The following is a 19,043-nucleotide window of genomic DNA, read 5'->3' on the forward strand; positions in this document are numbered from 1 at the left end:
AACGGCCGTGTGTGGCAAAGCTTTGGCACCACCCGACATAAAATCACAAAAAGGGGGAAAACAAGGGGTCAGAATTCTTCCTCGAGGCCGTTCTGCACCAGAATCTCCCGCTTGCCGGCGTGATTGGCCGCGCTGATCAGGCCTTCCTGTTCCATGCGCTCGATCAGCGAGGCGGCGCGGTTGTAGCCGATCGACAGGCGCCGCTGGACGTAGGAGGTCGAAGCCTTCTTGTCCTTGAGCACGATGGCGACCGCCCTGTCGTAAAGATCGTTGCCGTCGCCGCCGCCTGAGGCGCCGTCGCCGCCATCATAGGGGCTGTCGCCGCCGTCTTCCTCTTCGGTGACGGCTTCCAGATACTGGGGCGTGCCCTGGACCTTGAGATGCTTGACGATGTCTTCCACCTCCTCATCGGCAACGAACGGGCCGTGGACACGCTGGATGCGGCCGCCGCCGGCCATGAACAGCATGTCGCCCATGCCGAGGAGCTGTTCGGCGCCCATTTCACCCAGGATAGTGCGGCTGTCGATCTTCGACGTCACCTGGAACGAGATCCGGGTCGGGAAGTTCGCCTTGATGGTGCCGGTGATGACATCCACCGACGGGCGCTGGGTTGCCATGATCAGGTGGATGCCGGCGGCCCGGGCCATCTGGGCAAGCCGCTGGATCGCGCCTTCAATGTCCTTGCCGGCGACCATCATGAGGTCGGCCATCTCGTCGACGACAACAACGATATAAGGCATTGCCTCGAGCGGCAGGTCCTCTTCCTCGTAGATCGGCTGGCCGGTGTCGCGCTCGAAGCCGGTCTGGACGGTGCGGGTGAAGCTCTCGCCTTTTTCCAGGGCCTGCTTGATGCGGGTGTTGTAGCCGTCGATGTTGCGGACGCCCATCTTGGACATCTTCTTGTAGCGGTCCTCCATCTCGCGGACCGTCCACTTCAGCGCCACGACGGCCTTCTTCGGATCGGTCACGACGGGCGTCAGCAGGTGCGGAATGCCGTCATAGATGGACAGTTCCAGCATCTTCGGGTCGATCATGATCATCTTGCACTGCTCGGGTGTCAGCCGGTAGAGCAGGGACAGGATCATGGTGTTGATCGACACGGACTTGCCCGAACCGGTGGTCCCGGCCACCAGAAGGTGGGGCATGCGGGCCAGGTCGGCGACGACACTCTCGCCATTGATGGTCTTGCCGAGAGCCAGCGCCAGCTTGGACTTCGATTTCTCGAAGTCCTGGGCGGCCAGCAATTCACGCAGGTAGACGGTTTCCCTGCGGGCGTTCGGCAGTTCGATGCCGATGGCGTTCTTGCCCGGGATCACCGCGACACGGGCGGAGATCGCGCTCATGGATCGGGCGATGTCGTCGGCAAGCCCGATGACGCGGGAGGACTTGATGCCCGGTGCCGGTTCCAGCTCGTAAAGGGTCACGACGGGGCCCGGACGGACCTCGATGATTTCACCGCGGACGCCGAAATCCTCCAGCACCCCTTCCAGAATGCGGGCATTCTGTTCCAGCGCGTCGGCTGACAGGCCCGGCACCTTGCCGGCCGTCTTGGGCTCGGCGAGCAGATGCAGCGGCGGCAGTTCATATGCCTCGGGCGCGCCGAGAAACGACGGCTGCGCCTCCGCGATGGCACGTTTGCTCTGTTTCGGACGCGGTGCCGCCGGGATCACCCGGCCGGCCGTCGCGGACTGCTGGGTGGCCGCCTCGCCGACGGATGCCGGCGCGGCAATGCCGACGGGAACGACCGGCCTTCCCGTGACCGGTCCCTTGTCGATCAGCAGCTCATCGGGCGCAAAGGTGTCGCCATCGCCATGGTCGTCGTAGTCGCCACCGACGTGGCCAGCTTCGTGGCCGGCATCGTGGAACGGATGACCGAAGCCGCCGGTTTCGGTATCCTCGTCGTTGTCGTCGCGGTCGTAGAATTCGTCGAGACCGTCATCGTCCTCCGGGACCAGACGGCCGGTGAGCGCTCTGCGGAACGCCTTCAACCGGCTGTCCTGACGGCTGTCTTCGGGTTCATAATCGGATTCGGTGTCGTCCTCGTCCCAGTCGTCCTCGTCGCGCGGGCGGCTGCGTTGCAGGCCGGTAACCCGGCGCAACTGGGTCGCGGCCTGCAGGCCCCAGTGTTCCATCTGGCCGACAAATGCGCTGGCGATCATTCCAATACGGGATTCGGCCTCGTCATCGTCCAGGCCGAGATCGTCCTCGAGAGACTTCCCGTGGCCTTTCGGGGCAGCGGCCGGTTCGACCCGGGTGACGGGCTCGCCGGCGGAGCCAAGCCATCCGGCGGCGGCCAGCAGGAACAGAACGGAGGGCACACCCAGCCCCAGGCCGCCGACAATGGTTGCCGCGCCGCTTGTCATGTTGCCGGTGATCAGGGCCGGAGCCCAATGAACGGTGTCGCCAAGGAACCCGCCGAGGCCGGTTGGCAAAGGCCAGCTGTCGGGAACGGGCAGTGCGGCCAGGGCACCGGCCGCGAGGCTGGAGCCGATAAGCCAGTAGGCAAGCCGGCGGCGGCCGATGCCGAGCGTGTGTCCGGTCAGGAGGCGCCAGCCCCACAGAACCAGAGGGATCAGGAATACGGCGGTCGCGAGGCCGATGGTCTGCATCAGGATATCGGCGAGGATTGCGCCCGGTGCCCCAAGAGCGTTGCGAACCTGGCCGCCGGTCGCGTGGTTGAAGCTCGGGTCGCTGACCGACCATGTGGCCAGACTGGCCGCCAGCATTGCCGCCACGGCGATGATGCCGAGTCCGGCGGCGCCGGCCAGATTGCGCCGGGCAAACCGTTTGAGCGGGCTTTCGGTGTCCAGAAGGTCAACCGAACCCCTGCGGCCGTTGCCGCGAACTGCGCTGGCCCGCCTCATGCTGTTTCTCCCATCCAGTTTGCCAATCGATCAAGGGCGGTTTCCACCTGCTTCAGCGGTGCGGTCAGGCTGATGCGGATATAGTTCCTGCCCGGATTGCCGCCGTCCGCCTGATCCGAGGCCAGATAACCGCCCGGCAGGACCTTGATCCCGATGTCGCTCCACAGCGCCCGGGCCACGGAGACGCCGTCGCCCCAGCGGCTCACGTCGAGCCACAGAAAGAACCCGGCCTCAGGTGTCACCGGCCCGAGGATCGGACCGAGGATCCGTTCCGCGGCCTCGAACTTTTCGTTGTAGAGCCGGCGGTTCTCCGCGACATGGTTTTCGTCCTGGTAGGCGCGCACGGCCAGGGCCTGGGCGGGCAGCGGCACCTGGGGTGCGGCGAGACCGCGAAACTTTGCCCATCTTCGCAGGAAATCCGGGTCGCCTGCTGCGAAACCGCAGCGCAGACCGGCCAGATTGGATCGTTTCGACAGCGAATTCAGGACGATGATGTTCGAAAAGCCGCCGCCCATCGCCTTGGCGGCTTCAAGGATGCCGGGAGGCGGCGTCTCGCGATAGATTTCCGAATAACATTCATCGGCGAAAATGAAGAAACGGTGCTTGCGCGCAAGTTCGATCAGGCGCTGCCAATAGGCGATATCAACGACATGGCCTTCCGGATTGGTGGGTGAGGCGATGTAGAAGGCGACGGTTCCTTGCAGAAGATCCGGATCGAGACTGTCAAGATCGGGCAGGAAGCCGTTGGCGGCGACCGCATCCAGCAGGACAGCTTCGGCATCCGCCACATGGGCCGCGGCGGCATAGGTCTGGTAGAAGGGGTTGGGCAGGATCACCACCGGATGATCCAGACCCTTGTCGAGCTGGTCGCGGGCGGCAATGGCGCCGAAGGACAGACCCTCGCGAGAGCCGTTGAGCGGCAGCACGCCGTGGTCCGCATCAACGGTGCCGTCCAGCGCGTAGCGCCGGTCCAGCCACGAGGCGACGGCCTGCCGGAATTCCGGTGTGCCGTTGATGGGCGGATAGCGCCGGAAATCGCCCACGTTCTCCGCCAGAACTTCCGCCGCGAAGTCCGGTATCGCGTGCTGCGGCTCGCCAATGGTCATGATGATCGGATCACGGCCGGGCGTCACGCCGTCCAGAAGGTCGGCGAGCCGTTGGAACGGATTGGAGCTCGGCAGGCACTTGCCGCGCTGATAGGGCTTTGGGCTGGCAATCATCAGGGATCCGAAAGTCGTTACGCATAACTCTGGACCGACTCTATCGCCTGTCTGGTAAATCCCTTATTAACCAACCGGCACCGGAACAGACTTTCGTCAGTAGACCTCCGATGTGCCGGCGACCGATTTCAGCGTCATGAACCGGACGACGATATAGTCGTACTGTTTTTCGCGGCGCGACGGGCTCGCGGCGCCCCCGGTGGTGGGCAACCCGAACAGGATGCCCTTTCGTTCAGCCGTATTCTGCGCGGCGTACCGGCTGTTGAATGCATCCATGCGGGTGAATTTCATCTTGCCGCCCGATGCCGGGTCGATGGCCTCCAGATCCGCCTCGAAATCGTTGATCTTGCGGGTTGCGAGAACCCAGTGATCGCCGCTGCCGCCCTTCTTGTAGTCCACATGAAGAGCGACCGGATTTCCCGCGGCGAGGTGTCCCAGAAGGATATCGGCGGCGTTGGTCGGCAGGCTCGTGCCGAACCCGTAGTGGGTGCCCGTCATGCCGAGGGCATTGACTGCCGTCTTCATGTTGAGGCTGTAGCCGGTGAACGCACCGGCATTCTTGCAGATCGTGTTGGCGACAAGCGGCGTCAGGGACTTCGGTGTGATGCCCGCCGGCCAATAGGACGGGACGCGGCTGCCGATCGCGGTTGCCGCCATGGTGAGCGTGCACAGGCAACAGCCATGACTGGCGATTGTCGAGAACTTGTCGCCGGCATCGATGCCGCCGCTCTTGTTGGAGTCATACTGGGTGCTGGTGCCCAGATGGGACGCATAATTGCCCTGCCGGAAGGCGGCATAGTCGCCTGTGTTGCCGAGCGCGGCTCCCACGGCACCCGTGGTGCTGGTGTCCAGGGGGGCCGGGCTGATACTGGAGACCGCTGGCAGATTGCCGTTCAGGGCCCGCCAGGTTTGCCCGCCGGGATCGACGCGGCCATCCGCCCACTGGGCGCTTTTGCCCATCACGGCGGTCTGAAAGGCGCGGATCGCGGTTTTTGTCAGGGACCCGCAATCGCCGTCGACGGTCAAAAGCTGGCCGGTGGCGGCCGCGAATGCCGCGTTCGCAAGGTAGTGATCGTTTAAAAGACCTTGTACGACGACGATGTCACTGAAAAAATTATACGCGTCTGAGTCGCCGACAGAAAATTTAATCGACATGATAGTATAAGGCATTCTTGTTCTCGCGATTGAGAGGCGGTAATCGTTGAAATCTGAAATTCTGAATAGGCTAAGCTGAAATTCGAACTCTTTTTAACAGGTTTTACAATGGCTGTGACGGTCAAAGATCCGATTTCCGTTGTTTGCTTCGGAGATTTGCTCACATGGGGGTTCAATCCGGTCGACAAATCCCGATACGGACACGACATCCGCTGGACGCGGCTGCTGCAGAAGGAACTCGGCGGCGGCTTCCATGTGATTGAGGAGGGCGTCAACGGACGCACGACCGTATTCGAGGATCCGGTCAAGGGCGACAAGAACGGGCTTCGGCATCTGGAGATCGTGCGCAAGACCCACATGCCGATCGACATCCTGATCATGATGCTCGGGACAAATGACCTGCAGGCGCGTTTCGCGATGAACGCGGACACGATCGCGGTGGCGATGGGGCGGTTGCTGGATTTTGCGCGGCGGCCGACGGACGACGTTGAGGGTCGGGCGCCCAGGGTGCTGCTGATGGCGCCGCCGCCTCTGGGACCGATGGCAGGCACACCGTTCGCGGCGCAATTCAGCGAGCAGAGCGTCGTGGAATCTCACCGGCTTGCCAAATGCTATTCTGACAAGGCGGCGGACTACGGTGCGGCCTTCTTCGATACCGGCTCGGTGATATCGGCCAGTGCCGTCGATGCGATCCATCTGGATGCGGAGCCGCAGGCCGGCCTCGCCGAGGCCGTTGCCGCAGAAGTGAGAAAACTCACCTGACGTTCGGCTGTCTGTCTGGCCTCAGAACCGACTTCAACACGGATGTGGACCGCGATCAGAAATCCACGGTCAGGCCCTTGATTTCCCAATCTTCGTAACGGGTTGGCTCCAGCCCGCCGCGGCCGTTTTTCTCTTCCGGCAAAGCCTTTTCGCGCGCGTCGATTTCACTTCGGCGGGCTTCGGCCTCCCGCAGGGCGCGCTGGGCCGCGGGCGGCAGGTCCTCGAACCGTTTTGCGGGAGCCGCCTGCGGTTCGGTCCTCAGTGAGGGCGCCGCGCTGTGGCTGTAGGCGGCGGTCGGGGTGTCCGGTTTGTCCGTCATGGGCCCTGTTCGTCCAGATTACGATCCTGTCATGAACATATAGGGCATTCTTGCCAAGATTGGCAGCACTCCCCATCTTTCCGGAAGAACCGGTCCCTGACGGGGCCATCAGACACTTCAGGATCAGAAAGCGAAACGGAAACCAGCGGCGATGAACTATATCCGCACAGCAATGCTTCTGGCGGCGATGACCGCCCTGTTCATGGGGATCGGATTCATGATCGGCGGTCAGTCGGGCATGATGATCGCTCTTGCCGTTGCGGCGGCCATGAACCTGTTCAGCTACTGGAACGCGGACAAGATGGTGCTGCGCATGCACCATGCCCGGGAGGTCGACGAGCGCAGCGCGCCCGACTTCTACCACATGGTGCGGGGGCTGGCACAAAACGCCGGCTTGCCGATGCCCAAGGTCTACCTGATCGACAATCCTCAGCCGAATGCCTTCGCCACCGGACGCAACCCGCAGAATGCGGCCGTTGCGGCGACGACCGGACTGCTCAACATGCTGTCGCCAGAGGAAGTCGCCGGCGTGATGGCGCATGAACTTGCCCACGTGAAGAACCACGACACCCTGATCATGACCATCACCGCGACGATTGCCGGTGCCATTTCGATGCTGGCCAATTTCGCGTTCTTCTTCGGCGGGAACCGCAACAATCCGCTCGGGTTCGTCGGCATGCTCCTGATGATGATTGTCGCGCCCATGGCGGCCATGGTCGTGCAGATGGCGATTTCGAGAACACGGGAATACGCGGCCGACCGCATGGGCGCCGAAATCTGCGGTGAACCGATGTGGCTCGCCTCCGCGCTCGGCAAGATCGCCGGCGGCGTGGAGCGGATCCACAATCCGGACGCGGAGGCAAATCCGGCAACAGCGCATATGTTCATCATGAACCCGCTGTCCGGCGAGCGCATGGACAACCTGTTCTCGACGCATCCGAACACCCAGAACCGCATCGACGCGTTGCGCAAGCTGGCCGATAGCGGCCCGCTTGGCGGAGATCGTGCCGCGTTCGGCCGTGCCGCGCCGCGGGCCTCCGGGCCCTGGGGCGGGACAGGGCGGCGGGCTCCCTCCGGCGGATCGCGTCCCAGCAAGGGCCCCTGGGGCTAGTCGCAAGCCGGGACAAAACGGGCGTACCCGGAAAAATGCTTTGCCGGAACAGCGACCGGACCTAGAATGGGCTCCTGCGCCGCGACCGGTCACCCGGTCTGCGGCGCTTGATTTTGATGCAGGCCGTATGTCACCGGCCGACACGCGATTGGAAAATCCTTGACCAAACGGCCGAACAGCAATCCGAAACCCGAAGCCGGCACGGCGGCGGAAAGGTTCGACAAACCAGGTTTTGCCGCCCGCAAGGTCGCGGCGGATCTGCTCGGCAACGTGGTTTTCAAGAAGCGGCCGCTTGACGGGGAGCTGGACACGGTCTCGGGCCATTCCGGATTTCGTGTGCTGGCCGCCAACGACCGCGCGCTGGTGCGGGCGATCGTCGGCACCGCCCTGAGGCACCGCGGCGAAATCGCCGCGGTTCTGGAGCGTCTGCTCGACAGGCCGATTCCGGAAAAAACCGGCAGAATTCTGGACATTCTGCATGTGGCCATCGCGCAGATGCTGTTCATGGAGGTTCCGGACCGCGCCGCCGTCTCGCTGGCGGTAGACCATGCCGGCCTGGACCGGCGGGCGCGGCCCTACAAGGGGCTGGTCAACGGAGTGCTCCGGCGCCTCGGCCGTGAGAAGGAAGTGGTCACCGGCGGCCTCGAACCCGATCTCCTGAACACACCGGACTGGCTTCTGGAGAGCTGGCGCGAGACTTTCGGAAAAGACACGGCCCGGATGATCGCGAAAGCGCACCAGAGCGAAGCGGCGCTGGATCTTTCGGTGAAGGCGGATCCGGAAGACTGGGCGCGCAGGCTGGGCGGAGAAACCGTCGGCACGGGCAGCGTCCGGCTGACGAAAAAAAGCGCCGTCGAGGCACTGGAAGGCTTCGAAGACGGTCAGTGGTGGGTTCAGGACGCCGCGGCGGCGCTGCCGGCCCGGCTTCTGGGAGAGGTCACCGGTCTGGAGGTCGCGGATCTGTGCGCGGCGCCTGGTGGCAAGACGGCGCAACTGGCTGCGGCCGGGGCGAACGTGACTGCCATCGATATTTCCAGCGCGCGGCTGAAACGCCTCGAGAGCAACATGACCCGGCTGGGCTTGAACGTGCGGACGGTTGCCGCCGACCTGCGAAAATTCGAACCGGATGCACCGTTCGATGCGGTCCTGCTGGATGCCCCCTGCAGTGCCACCGGAACGATCCGCAGGCACCCGGACGTTCCCTGGATAAAGCAGCCCTACGACGTTGAGAAACTGACCGAAATCCAGCGGGACCTGCTGGACCGTGTCGTCGGTTGGGTCAAGCCCGGCGGACTGATCGTCTATTGCACGTGCTCGCTCGAAACGTCCGAGGGCGAGGCCCAGGCGGCAGCCTTTCTGGAGCGCCAGAAAGGCCGTGTGACACGGGTGGACGTGGCGCCCGACGAGGTCGGCGGGCTTGCCCATCTGGTCACAAATGACGGATATTTGCGCTGCCTGCCCTGCCACAATGCGGCGGCAACCGGTGAGTCCAAGGGCATGGACGGGTTTTTCGCAGCCAGATTCAAGCGTCTTTAACGCGGCATAAACTGTTCATTTGCAATGATTCTCTAAATGAAATGCTAACCTTAACGGTGTCTTTTTCCGTTTTCGCAGCCGGAGAGTTCCCATAGACGGGTTTGAACCATCAGTATCGGGGATGGTTTGGTGAATATCGCAAGCCTGAATGAAAGAGGCCTGGTCTGGCGTCTTGTGGCCCTGCATGTTTGGCAACGCTCCCTGAAGTGGATGCATGGTGGACCGCTGTTCCGCATGCAGCCGTTTTCGGCTGTGCCGGCGCGCCTTCTGATCGCACCGCAGGACCTGCGCACGGCGGATGCGACCAACGCCGCCGACATCTATGGCGGCCGTTTTCTGTTTTCCGGCCACCTCGTCGAGACGCAAGGCCGCTCCCCGTTCGAACTCAAGGCCGTGCACGAGGACTGGCAGCGCGAGTTGCACAGTTTCGGCTGGCTCCGCGACCTGCGCGCGTCCGACAGCCAGATTTCCCGGCAGAATGCCCGGGCGCTCGTCGAGGACTGGATCCGCTATAGCGGCCGCTGGCACGACATCGGCTGGGAAGCGTCCGTCGTCACGCGGCGGATCCTCTCGTGGCTGGCGCACTCGCCGTTCATTCTCCAGGACGGCGATCACGACTTCTACCGGAGTTTCGTCAAGTCGCTGGCGCGGCAGGTGCGCTTTCTGCGCCAGACCATCAACGAGACCGAAGACGGCGTCGAGCGGCTTCACGGAACGCTGGCCATCGCGTCGGCCTGCATCTCCATGGCCGGCCAGGGCCGGTTCGCGCGCCAGAGCATCCGTCGGCTGGACCAGGAGCTCACCCGCCAGATCCTGTCCGACGGCGGGCATATTTCGCGCAATCCGAAGGCACTGATCGACATCCTGGCCGATCTCCTGCCGATTCGGCAGGCATTCGTCGCCCAGGGCCTGGAAGTGCCTCCGGCGATGCTGCAGTCGGTGGACCGGATGATGCCCCTGTTGCGTTTCTTCCGTCATGGCGACGGCGCGCTGGCCCATTTCAACGGCATGGGCTCGACGCCGGGCGATCTGGTGGCGACCATCCTGGCCTATGACGATGCGCGCGGGGCGCCGCCCCTGAACGCGCCCCATTCCGGGTATCAGCGCCTGAGCGGTGGACAATCCGTCGCGATAATCGACACGGGCCCCTCCCCGGCAGTCAATGTCTCGGGCGATGCCCATGCCGGCTGCCTGTCCTTCGAGTTTTCCTCGGGAAGCAACCGCATCGTGGTGAATTGCGGCGTGTCGCCGAAGTCGAACCCGTTGTGGCGCCGGGTCAGCCGGTCGACGGCGGCCCATTCGACCGCCGTCATCGAGGACACGTCCTCCTGCCGGTTCCTGTCCGACAAGCCCTTCGGTCAAATTCTCGGGGCTCCCATTCTGTCTGGCCCGGCCACCGTTCCGGTCGAGCGGGAGGACGACGCCACCGGCAGCAGGGTCACGGCCTCGCATGACGGATATGTGGCCGAGTTCAATGTCGTCCACGAGCGGGATCTGAGGATTGCGGCCGACGGGACGGTTCTGGACGGTGTCGACACATTCGGCGCCGTGGGGCCGGTCGATCCGGACCAACACTATGCGATCCGCTTTCATCTCCACCCGGGCCTGCGCTCGTCGCTTGTTCGCGGCGGCTCGGCGGTGCTGTTGGTGTGCAGGGACGGAGAAGCCTGGGAGTTCGAGGCGCCGGGCACTGAGGTGGGGCTTGAAGAAAGCATCTATCTTTCGGATGTCTACGGACACCGCAAGACCGACCAGATCGTGGTGAGCGGATCGCTGCTGGAATCGCCGTCCGTGGGCTGGCAATTCCGCAAGACGGTGGCGGCCAAACTCAGCCGGCGCGGCACCAGCGATTTCGACGACGTGGAAGAATTGCCGCTCGAGGAATAGGCGCCGCGAACCTGAAGTGACCTTCCGATTTGCCTGAAGACGTGCTAGGGGCAGCCGCAACTCTCCCAAGGCGTCCCTTACCGCGAGGCAAATTCATGGCCATTGTGTCCAAAGCCGTTCCCGTTCCCGAACTTGTGCCCGTCAAACGCGCGCTGCTGTCCGTCTTCGACAAGGCCGGTCTGGTCGATTTCGCCAGGGCACTGAGCGAGCGCGGCGTCGAACTGGTGTCGACCGGGGGGTCCTACAAGGCCCTGAAAGAGGCCGGGCTGACCGTTCTGGACATTTCCGAAGTCACCGGCTTTCCGGAAATCATGGACGGGCGGGTCAAGACGCTGCATCCGATGGTTCATGGTGGCCTGCTGTCGATCCGGGACGACGCCGATCATGCGGCCGCCATGCGCGATCACGGCATTGCCGGCATCGATCTCTTCTGCGGCAATCTCTATCCGTTCGAACAGGTGGTTGCCTCCGGTGCGGATTACGCCACCGGGATCGAGAACATCGACATCGGCGGACCGGCGATGACCCGCGCGGCGGCCAAGAACCACGCTTACGTGACCGTGGTCACCGACCCGGCCGATTACGGCACGGTGGTTGCCGAACTCGACGCCAACGGCGGCCAGTCCCCGATCGGGCTGCGCAAGACACTGGCGCTGAAGGCGTTTGCCCGCACGGCGGCCTATGACGCGGCCGTTTCCAACTGGATGGCCGATCAGCTCGGCGAGGCGACGCCTGCCCACCGGGCCGTCGGCGGCGAACTCGCCGAAGTCATGCGCTACGGCGAAAACCCGCATCAGACCGCGGGTTTCTACAAGACCGGCGAAAACCGGCCCGGGGTTGCCACCGCGAAGCAGGTCCAGGGCAAGACGTTGTCCTACAACAACATCAACGACACGGACGCGGCCTTCGAGCTGGTCAGCGAATTCGATCCGGCGCGCACCAGTGCGGTGGCCATCATCAAACACGCCAATCCTTGCGGCGTGGCGGAAGGGGCGACCCTGAAAGAGGCCTATGAAATGGCCCTGCGCTGCGATCCGGTGTCGGCATTCGGCGGCATCGTCGCGCTGAACCGGCCGCTGGACGCGGCCGCCGCCGAGGAAATCGTCAAGGTCTTCACCGAAGTGATCATCGCGCCCGATGCGGATGAGGCCGCGCGCGAAATCATCGCGGCGAAAAAGAACCTGCGCCTGCTGGTCACCGGCGGTCTCGCCGACGCCCGCACGAAAGGGCTGTTCGTCAAGTCCGTTGCCGGCGGCCTGCTGGTCCAGTCCCGCGACAACGGTGTCGTCGACGATCTCGACCTGAAGGTGGTGACGAAGCGCGCGCCGAGCGATCAGGAGCTGGCCGATCTGAAATTCGCCTTCCGCATCGCCAAGCACGTCAAGTCGAATGCCATTGTCTATGCGAAGGACGGCGCCACAGTCGGGGTCGGCGCGGGTCAGATGAGCCGTGTCGATTCCGCCCGGATCGCTGCCCGCAAGGCGCTTGACGCAACCGAAGCCGCGGGATTGAGCACGCCGCTGACGAAGGGCTGTGTGGTCGCATCGGACGCCTTCTTCCCCTTCGCGGACGGACTGCTGTCCGCGGCGGAAGCAGGGGCGACGGCCGTCATTCAGCCGGGGGGCTCGATGCGCGACGACGACGTGATCGCGGCGGCCGACGATGCGGGTCTGGCCATGGTCATGACCGGGATGCGCCACTTTCGGCACTGAGTCGACACGAGAACGTCACGGGCCGGGCTGCGCCGCATCCGGCTCGTGACCGGGTTCCGCCGTTCTCAGGGTGGCGGTCAGGGATGCGGTCAGGGGCGCGGTTCGCTGACCCTCAGCAACAAGGCCAGACCCACGGCGAAAAAGACCAGAATGACGGACATGCCGGCCGGCTGGCTGTTTGTGATGGCCGTGACGACGCCGACGGTGAGCGGCGCCAGGAAGCTGGTGACCTTGCCGGACAATGCCAGCAGACCGAAATACTGGGTCATGTTCCCGGCAGGAGCGAGGCGGATGAGCAGGCTGCGGCAAGCCGCCTGAAGGGGACCGGAGACCGCACCGATCACGGCGCCGAGCACGATGAATGTCCGTTCGGGCAGGGACGCCAGCAGCGCCCCGTCCGGGGCGGCCTGGGTCTTGATGACAAAGAAGATGGTGGTCCGGTCGACGGATATCATGCCAAGCCCGCAGATCATCAGGACGATCAGCGAAAACACGATGACGGACTTTGCTCCGAACCTGTCGTCCATCGGTCCGCCGAGCAGCAGGCCGAGCGTGCCTGTGACGGTCAGGATGATGCCGAAGGTGCCGATTTCCAGGGCGCCCCAGCCGAGCTGACCGGCCGCGTAAATGCCACCGAAGGCGAACAGGGCCACCAGGCCGTCCTTGAAGATCATGTTGGCCAGAAGAAACAGGAATATGTTCCGGTTCTCGCGTGCCTCGGACACGCTCGCCGCAAGATTTTTCAGACCCGCACGGATGGCCGGACCGATTTTCGCCTGATGAGGCATGTCCGGAACAAACAGAAACATCGGCAACACGAACACGAGGTACCAGAGCGCGGACAGAGGCCCGACCGCCCTGTCGCCGCCGCCGGTCGCCGCATTCAGACCGAACGCCGGCTCAAGTCCGAAAAGCGTCCTGCCGGTGTCCGGGCTCGCGGCAAGGAACCCGAGGGCGATCACCAGCGAGACCAGCCCGCTCGCATACCCCATGGCCCAGCCGAAACTCGACAGTCGCCCGATGCGGGACGGCGGCACCAGCCCGGGCATCATGGCATTGTTGAACACCGTCGCGACCTCGATCGAAAAGGTGCCGATCGCGAATGCGGCGAGCGCGATCGCAATCGCGTACGGGCTGCCCGGGACGGCATACCAGAACGCCCAGCAGCACAGCACAAAGGGTATCGAAAACACCAGGATCCAGCGTTTGCGCCGGCCGGTGGCGTCCGCGACGGATCCCAGCACAGGTGCGGTGAGCGCGATGGCCAGACCGGCGGCGGCGGTGGCGTACCCCCAGAGCGACTGGCCCTGTTCCGGCGTTTCCGTCAAGGCGGAGGCAAAATAGGGGGCAAACACGAAGGTCGTCACGAGCGTGAAGAACGGCTGTGCCGCCCAGTCGAACAACGCCCAGGAAAGAACAGCGCGCCTGCCGGCGTGGCCGGCGGAAAAGTCGGTAGTGACGGTCATTGTCGAGCGGTCCTTGCCGGTGCCCATGGCCGGGTGCAGGGTTCTGAGGAGAAGATGGCGCCTCCGTTCGGCCGGACCTTGTCAGGATGAGGCGCCGGTGCGTGGCAGGCGGCCGGAAACCGGAAAGTCACGATCACGGACCGGCGGGGCTTCCGCCGGTCCGGTCTGTCCGCGCAAGGCGTCAGGCGGTGCCGCAGATCTCCGCGAGCAGGCTTGCCGCGACCGAGAATTTCGACACGCTCAGGCTGCCGTCGAGAATTTCGGTGACGGACTGATTGGTACGGCTGACCTCGGATTCGTGTTTTTCCAGCCAGCCGGCAAAGCCACCGTCGCCGACGGCCTCGATCGCGAGTGCCCGGTGTGCGCCGAACAGGGTCGCCCGGGCCCGGTCGAGCGCCAGGCCGTCGTAATAATCCCGCACGTCCAGATCGTTGGCGCGCTCGTGCATGGCGCCGATATGGAAGTGGTGGGCGACTTCGTAATAGGCGGTCGCGGCCGTATCCAGATCCGAAGCCGTCTCTTCGGAGACGATCACGATATCGGGAATGGCGTGTTCCGCGGGAAGCCAGGCGATCCGGCGGGCCAGCGCTTCCGGGACCCCCTTGGAGACGTAGTCCGCCGCCCGCGCGTTCAAGGTGGCAGCCGGTTCTTCGGGAAGAACCGTTTCCAGCCGTCTGCGCAGCGCGGCAACGCCTGAACGGAACCGTTCGACAACCGCGAACAGGCCCTTGTCGAAGGACACGTTGCGCTTGAACCAGACCACCCGTTCGAGCAGCAGGCTCTGGATTTCGGAATAGAGTTCAAGCTGGAGGTTGCCGTCGATCACGGTGTCGAGGGCGTCGATCTCGGCGTTGAGCTCGGTCAGGTCGTAGCTGTTGCGGACCGCGACAAATCCCTGGGCAATTTCCGTCGGTGTCGCGCCGGTCTGGTCGATCAGCCGGGTCAGGAAAGTCGGTCCGCCCCGATTGATCATGGAGTTCGCGAGCATGGTCGCAATGATCTCGCGGCGCAGCCGGTGGCTGCTGATCTCGTCCTGATGGGACGTTGCCATCTGGTCAGGGAAATACCGGAACAGCTCCCGGGCGAGATAATCGTCGTCCGGTACGGAGCTCTCCAGGAGCGAATCGTAGAGCGTGAGTTTGGCGTAGGCCAGAAGCACGCCCAGTTCGGCGCGTGTCAGGGTCTGGCCGGCCTTGCGCATTTCGTCCAGCGTGGCCTCGTCCGGCAGTTCCTCGACAACCCTGTCCAGCAAGCCGGCCGTTTCCAGTTGGCGCATCATGCGCACCTGGTAGCCGAAATCCTCCATGCCGCGCAGTTGGGTCATGGAAATCGCCAGGGTCTGCAGGTAGTTGTTTCTCAGAACCAGTTCGGCGACCTCGTCGGTCATTTCCGCGAGCAGTTCGTTGCGCTGTTCCAGGGTCAGCTTGCCGGACTTCACCGCCGCGCCGAGGGCGATCTTGATGTTGACTTCCATGTCCGAGGAATTCACCCCGGCGGAATTGTCGATCGCATCGGAGTTGCAGCGCCCGCCCTTCTTGCAGAACTCGATCCGGGCCAGCTGGGTCAGGCCGAGATTGGCCCCCTCGCCGATCACCCTTGCGCCGACATCGGGCGCGGTGATGCGGATCGGGTCATTGGCCCGGTCGCCCGCATCGGCGTCGGTTTCCGTCGTGGCGCGGATATACGTGCCGATGCCGCCGAACCACAGCAGGTCGACCTCCATTTTGAGGATCGCCGTCATGACTTCCTGCGGCGGCGCGCTGGACTTGCGCAGATTGAGGAGGTTCTGGATCTCCGGGGACAGGGGGATGGACTTCAGCTGCCGGGAAAACACGCCGCCGCCCTTGGAGATCAGCTCGGTGTTGTAATCCTTCCAGGACGAGCGGCCCAAGTCGAACAGGCGTTTGCGCTCCTCGAAGGTGGTGGCGGCGTCCGGATCCGGATCGATGAAGATGTCGCGGTGGTCGAAGGCGGCAACCAGCCTGGTCGCCTTCGACAGCAGCATGCCGTTGCCGAAAACGTCGCCGGACATGTCGCCGACGCCGGCCGCGGTGAACGGCTCGCTCTGGATGTCGCGGTTCATCTCGCGGAAATGACGTTTGACGGCTTCCCAGGCACCGCGCGCGGTGATGCCCATTTTCTTGTGGTCGTATCCGGCCGATCCACCGGAGGCAAAGGCGTCGCCCAGCCAGAAATTCCGGCTTTCCGATATGCCGTTGGCGGTATCGGAGAACGTCGCTGTGCCCTTGTCCGCGGCAACGACCAGATAGGGGTCGTCCACGTCGAACCGCTGGACCCTTTCCGGTGGCAGAACCTTGTCCTCGTCCAGGTTGTCGGTCACGTCGAGCAGTGCGTTGATGAAGATCTTGTAGCTTTCCGTGCCTTCCTTGAACCAGGCGTCGCGGTCGCTCATGGGCGGTAGGTTCTTGGGAACAAAGCCGCCCTTGGCACCCACCGGCACGATCACGGCGTTCTTGACCTGCTGGGCCTTGACGAGGCCGAGCACCTCGGTGCGGAAGTCCTGCGGCCGGTCGGACCAGCGCAAGCCGCCGCGGGCGACCATGCCGAAGCGCAGATGCACGCCTTCCACGCGCGGGCTGTAGACGAAGATCTCCCTGAAGGGGCGCGGCCGGGGCAGGTCGTCGATCTCACGGCTGTTGATCTTGAAGGCGAACACCGGCTTCGGCTGGCCATTGCTATCCAGCTGATAGAAATTGGTGCGGAGCACGCTTTCGATCGTGTTCTGGAACCGGCGCAGGATGCGGTCGTCGTCGAGACTGGCGACATCTTCCAGGTTGGCGGTGAGTTCGCCTTCGAGCCGTTCGGTGCCCAGGTCCCGGTCCTTTTCGGTCAGGTCGGGATTGAAGCGCAGGTGAAACAGTTCAACAAGCTTGGCGGCGATGGCCGGGTAGTTGTTCAGTGTCGACCACATGTAGTCTTCGGAGAAGCGGATGCCTGCCTGGCGCAGATATTTCGACAGCGCCCGGATGACCGCGACGTTGCGCCAGGCGAGGTCCGCGGTCAGGACAAGGCGGTTGTAGCCGTCATCCTCGGCCTGTCCGGTCCAGACCGCCATGAACATGCTTTCAAGGCGGGTCTTGAGCTGATCGTTGACGACGATGTCCTCACCACCGCGTGCTTCCAGGGTCATCTCGTGAAGATAGGACAGCGGCGCGTCCGCCGGCGTTATCCGGTAGGTCCGCTCGTTGATCACCCGGAAACCCATGTTTTCCAGCATCGGCACGCGGGCGGACAACGGGATCGGTGCGCCGCGGTGATAGACCTTGAGGGACAGCCGGTTTTCCTTCGCGCCGTCCAGCCGGTGGAAGGTGATGGTGGTGTCGCTCGGGCCTGTCAGGGTTTCCAGCTTGGAAATGTCGGAAACCGCCGACTGGGCGTTGTAGACTTCCTTGTAACCGCCGTGGAAGGATAGGGCATAGCGGTCCGCCAGCTTGCGGGCCTGCGGTGGCGACAGCTTTTTCCTCAAGGCATCGCGCACGCTGTCGGACCAGGTGCGCACCATCTCGGCGACGGCGGCTTCCAGTTCCTCCTGCCCCGGCTGGGGCGTCTCGCCCTTGTCGCGGCCGATGATGTAATGCACCCGCGCCAGCGGTCCTTCGGGATAGGTCACGTACCAGGCGGACACGCGGCCCTCGTAGATGGCTGCCAGATAGGTTCCGACATTCAGGCGGACTTCGGTGGAATAGCGGTCGCGCGGCACGAACACGAGGATCGAGACGTAACGGTCGAACTTGTCCGGCCGTGACAGCACGCGGATGCGCGGGCGTTCGTCGAGTTGCAGGATGGCAATGGCAAAATCGTAGAGCCGGTCCCGGTCGATCTGGATCAGCTCATCGCGCGGGAAGGCTTCCAGCACGTTGCGCAGGGCCCGTCCGGAATGGCTTTCGGAGCCGTAGCCCGCGCGGGCGAGGACGCTGGCGACCTTGCGGCGCAGAAACGGGATCGTGCTCGTCGGTTCGGTATAGGCGGTCGAGGCGAACAGGCCGACAATGCGCAACTCGCCGATCAGGTTGCCGTTGTCGTCGTAAAGCTTGGCGCCGACGTAATCCATATGCACCCGGCGGTGCACGGTGCTCTTCACATTGGCCTTGGCGATGATCAGCGGTTCGGGTTTTTTCAGGAACTCGCGGATCTCGGGCGTGATCTGCACGAATTCCGAACCGCGCCGGAGCACCCGTACATCCGGGTCCGTGAGCAGACCGAGGCCGGTGCCCTCGTGCGGGGAGAGCTCGCCTTCCTCGATGCCGCCGTCGAACGTGTATTCGCGCATGCCGAGGAAAATGAAGTTGTCGTTCTCCATCCACTCCAGAAAATGGATCGCTTCCCACAATTCGTCGCTGCTGTCGGGGATCTGCGTCGTCTTGTAGGTGTCGATGGCTTCGGCGAGCCGTTCCTGCATCGGCTTGAAATCGGTCACCACGGCGCGGACGTTATCGAGGACCTTGTCCAGTTTGGCCCTCAGCGCCGCGCGCTCTTCTTCCGAATCGATCCTGGTCACGTGGATGTGGATCAGGCTTTCCTGGCGGTCTGTGCGTTTCGGCGGTTTCTTGTGCGCAGAGGCGGCGATCAGCTTGCCGTCTTTCTGGCGCTCGACGATGAAGATCGGGTGGAGGACCAGATGCACCTCGTACTTGCTGCCCTGCAGTTCATCCATGACGGAGTCGACCAGGAAGGGCATGTTGTCATTGACGACCTCGATGACTGTCAGCCCGTTGACCTTCTTGCCCTCGGCCTGAAAGGACGGTTCTCCGATGCTGACGCGGTGCGTGCCGAGATCGTGGTCCTGGAAATCCTGCCAGGCATGCCGCGCGAAGCCGATCAGTTCCTCGGCCGAATAGGTCACCAGGTCTTCCGCGGCGCCCCGGTCATAAAAGGCGCGGGAGAATTCGGCGAGGGCCGGATCTTCCTGTTCCAAGAGCGCTTGGACCGCGTCGATGAGTTTCTTTTTCTCGACGTTGTGTTTGTCCGGCATTTTCCATCCCCCTGGGCG

11 protein-coding genes are annotated in these 19,043 nt (G+C 63.8%); 5 read left to right on the forward strand and 6 right to left on the reverse strand.

Annotation, left to right across the window (positions count from 1 at the left end):
• Positions 1–68: 68 nt before the first annotated feature.
• The 3 genes from AC0VX3_RS02140 to AC0VX3_RS02150 form a co-directional block, all read right to left on the reverse strand.
• On the reverse strand, positions 69–2,864 hold the full coding sequence (locus AC0VX3_RS02140; RefSeq protein ID WP_475523338.1) for a DNA translocase FtsK: 2,796 nt from the start codon (positions 2,862–2,864) through the stop codon (positions 69–71).
• Positions 2,861–4,084 (reverse strand): aminotransferase class I/II-fold pyridoxal phosphate-dependent enzyme, encoded by a 1,224-nt coding sequence (locus tag AC0VX3_RS02145; protein WP_475523339.1) that lies wholly within the window; start codon positions 4,082–4,084, stop codon positions 2,861–2,863. Before AC0VX3_RS02145 ends, AC0VX3_RS02140 begins: the two co-directional genes overlap by 4 nt.
• Positions 4,085–4,180: 96 nt before the next feature.
• On the reverse strand, positions 4,181–5,239 hold the full coding sequence (locus AC0VX3_RS02150; RefSeq protein ID WP_475523340.1) for a peptidoglycan-binding domain-containing protein: 1,059 nt from the start codon (positions 5,237–5,239) through the stop codon (positions 4,181–4,183).
• 108 nt (positions 5,240–5,347) lie between these two features.
• Between AC0VX3_RS02150 and AC0VX3_RS02155 the strand changes: the two genes are divergently transcribed.
• The gene (locus AC0VX3_RS02155) at positions 5,348–6,001 is read left to right on the forward strand and encodes an SGNH/GDSL hydrolase family protein (protein ID WP_475523341.1); all 654 of its coding nucleotides are present in this window, start codon (positions 5,348–5,350) and stop codon (positions 5,999–6,001) included.
• A gap of 55 nt (positions 6,002–6,056) precedes the next feature.
• Here AC0VX3_RS02155 and AC0VX3_RS02160 read toward each other — a convergent pair whose 3' ends face one another.
• Positions 6,057–6,320 carry a DUF1674 domain-containing protein gene (locus AC0VX3_RS02160; RefSeq protein ID WP_475523342.1) on the reverse strand — a complete coding sequence of 88 codons (264 nt, stop codon included), beginning with the start codon at positions 6,318–6,320 and terminating at the stop codon, positions 6,057–6,059.
• A 151-nt stretch (positions 6,321–6,471) separates the two neighbouring features.
• Between AC0VX3_RS02160 and htpX the strand changes: the two genes are divergently transcribed.
• From htpX to purH, 4 genes are all read left to right on the forward strand, one after another.
• On the forward strand, positions 6,472–7,431 hold the full coding sequence (gene htpX / locus AC0VX3_RS02165) for a zinc metalloprotease HtpX (protein ID WP_342893444.1): 960 nt from the start codon (positions 6,472–6,474) through the stop codon (positions 7,429–7,431).
• A 159-nt stretch (positions 7,432–7,590) separates the two neighbouring features.
• The gene (locus AC0VX3_RS02170) at positions 7,591–8,967 is read left to right on the forward strand and encodes an RsmB/NOP family class I SAM-dependent RNA methyltransferase (RefSeq protein WP_475523343.1); all 1,377 of its coding nucleotides are present in this window, start codon (positions 7,591–7,593) and stop codon (positions 8,965–8,967) included.
• 210 nt (positions 8,968–9,177) lie between these two features.
• On the forward strand, positions 9,178–10,854 hold the full coding sequence (locus AC0VX3_RS02175) for a heparinase II/III family protein (RefSeq protein WP_475525121.1): 1,677 nt from the start codon (positions 9,178–9,180) through the stop codon (positions 10,852–10,854).
• 95 nt (positions 10,855–10,949) lie between these two features.
• On the forward strand, positions 10,950–12,566 hold the full coding sequence (gene purH / locus AC0VX3_RS02180; protein ID WP_475523344.1) for a bifunctional phosphoribosylaminoimidazolecarboxamide formyltransferase/IMP cyclohydrolase: 1,617 nt from the start codon (positions 10,950–10,952) through the stop codon (positions 12,564–12,566).
• Positions 12,567–12,655: 89 nt separating this feature from the next.
• On the opposite strand, the gene AC0VX3_RS02185 is transcribed toward purH, so the two are convergent.
• Together AC0VX3_RS02185 and AC0VX3_RS02190 are read right to left on the reverse strand one after the other, a co-directional pair.
• Positions 12,656–14,032: an MFS transporter gene (locus AC0VX3_RS02185; RefSeq protein ID WP_475523345.1), complete on the reverse strand. Its 1,377-nt coding sequence runs from the start codon at positions 14,030–14,032 to the stop codon at positions 12,656–12,658.
• Between the two features lie 181 nt (positions 14,033–14,213).
• Positions 14,214–19,025 carry an NAD-glutamate dehydrogenase gene (locus tag AC0VX3_RS02190; protein WP_475523346.1) on the reverse strand — a complete coding sequence of 1,604 codons (4,812 nt, stop codon included), beginning with the start codon at positions 19,023–19,025 and terminating at the stop codon, positions 14,214–14,216.
• Positions 19,026–19,043: the final 18 nt, after the last annotated feature.

This window comes from Roseibium sp. QJM3NY_11, assembly GCF_056173175.1.

What these genes read in the sequence shown, in the direction of transcription:
- AC0VX3_RS02140 (WP_475523338.1), bottom strand. Translation starts at nt 2,864, where the DNA reads ATGAGGCGGGCCAGCGCAGTTCGCGGCAACGGCCGCAGGGGTTCGGTT.
- AC0VX3_RS02145 (WP_475523339.1), bottom strand. Translation starts at nt 4,084, where the DNA reads ATGATTGCCAGCCCAAAGCCCTATCAGCGCGGCAAGTGCCTGCCGAGC.
- AC0VX3_RS02150 (WP_475523340.1), bottom strand. Translation starts at nt 5,239, where the DNA reads ATGTCGATTAAATTTTCTGTCGGCGACTCAGACGCGTATAATTTTTTC.
- AC0VX3_RS02155 (WP_475523341.1), top strand. Translation starts at nt 5,348, where the DNA reads ATGGCTGTGACGGTCAAAGATCCGATTTCCGTTGTTTGCTTCGGAGAT.
- AC0VX3_RS02160 (WP_475523342.1), bottom strand. Translation starts at nt 6,320, where the DNA reads ATGACGGACAAACCGGACACCCCGACCGCCGCCTACAGCCACAGCGCG.
- htpX (WP_342893444.1), top strand. Translation starts at nt 6,472, where the DNA reads ATGAACTATATCCGCACAGCAATGCTTCTGGCGGCGATGACCGCCCTG.
- AC0VX3_RS02175 (WP_475525121.1), top strand. Translation starts at nt 9,178, where the DNA reads ATGCATGGTGGACCGCTGTTCCGCATGCAGCCGTTTTCGGCTGTGCCG.
- purH (WP_475523344.1), top strand. Translation starts at nt 10,950, where the DNA reads ATGGCCATTGTGTCCAAAGCCGTTCCCGTTCCCGAACTTGTGCCCGTC.
- AC0VX3_RS02185 (WP_475523345.1), bottom strand. Translation starts at nt 14,032, where the DNA reads ATGACCGTCACTACCGACTTTTCCGCCGGCCACGCCGGCAGGCGCGCT.
- AC0VX3_RS02190 (WP_475523346.1), bottom strand. Translation starts at nt 19,025, where the DNA reads ATGCCGGACAAACACAACGTCGAGAAAAAGAAACTCATCGACGCGGTC.